Annotated in this window: 1 protein-coding gene and 1 pseudogene; both read right to left on the reverse strand. The window is 68.3% G+C overall.

All coding sequences use genetic code 11. The features are described 5' to 3' along the window. Window positions 1–235: hypothetical protein (locus JCM9942_RS17525; protein WP_157723078.1), on the reverse strand; the 235-nt coding region annotated here is incomplete at its 3' end. Next, window positions 228–657: pseudogene (locus JCM9942_RS17530) on the reverse strand (hypothetical protein); the annotation flags it as partial. The gene JCM9942_RS17525 and the pseudogene JCM9942_RS17530, both read right to left, overlap by 8 nt.

Here is a 657-nt window from a genome sequence, read left to right on the forward strand (position 1 = left end):
GCCGGGCGATTTCCGCCCGGCAGATGCCGGCCTGGGCGCGGGCGAAATGCGGATCGGCCGCCAGCGCCTGGCGGAAATTGGCGATCGCCCGTTCATTGCCGGTCTCGCCGACCGGACGCTGCAGCAATGCCAGTCCGCGCAGATAGGCATCGTAGGCGTCGACGTCGTTGGTGGGCGTCAAGCGCTGCGCCAGCCCCGGCACTTCCCCGGGCAGGTGCCCAAGCAGTTCATGCACACCTGGCCGGCAATCTCACTCTGCAAGGCGAACACGTCGTGATCTCACGGTCATAGGTATCGGTCCACAGCGTGAATCCGGTCGTGGTGTCCGACAGCCGCGCACTGATCCGCACCTTGCCGCCCTCGCGGCGTACGCTGGCATCCAGCAACGTGGCCACCCCCAACCGGCGTCCGATCCGCCGTACATCGTCCTCGGCATTGGCCGGCGCCGCCAGCTGCCGCGCCGCCACCTTCAGGCCCGGCACATCGGCCAGTGCATCGTGCATTTCCACCGCCAGGCCATCGGCGAAATAGCGGTCATCGGCGTTGTCGCTGAGGCTGCTGAAGGGCATCACCGCGATGGAGGCCTCGGCCAATGACGGTTGCCTGACGGTGGTATGGCTCCGCCACCAGCCGCCGGCGGCCAGCACCAGCAGCGCC

Origin of the sequence: Stenotrophomonas pictorum JCM 9942, assembly GCF_001310775.1 — a bacterium.
GTDB classification, from domain to species: Bacteria; Pseudomonadota; Gammaproteobacteria; order Xanthomonadales; family Xanthomonadaceae; genus Stenotrophomonas; species Stenotrophomonas pictorum.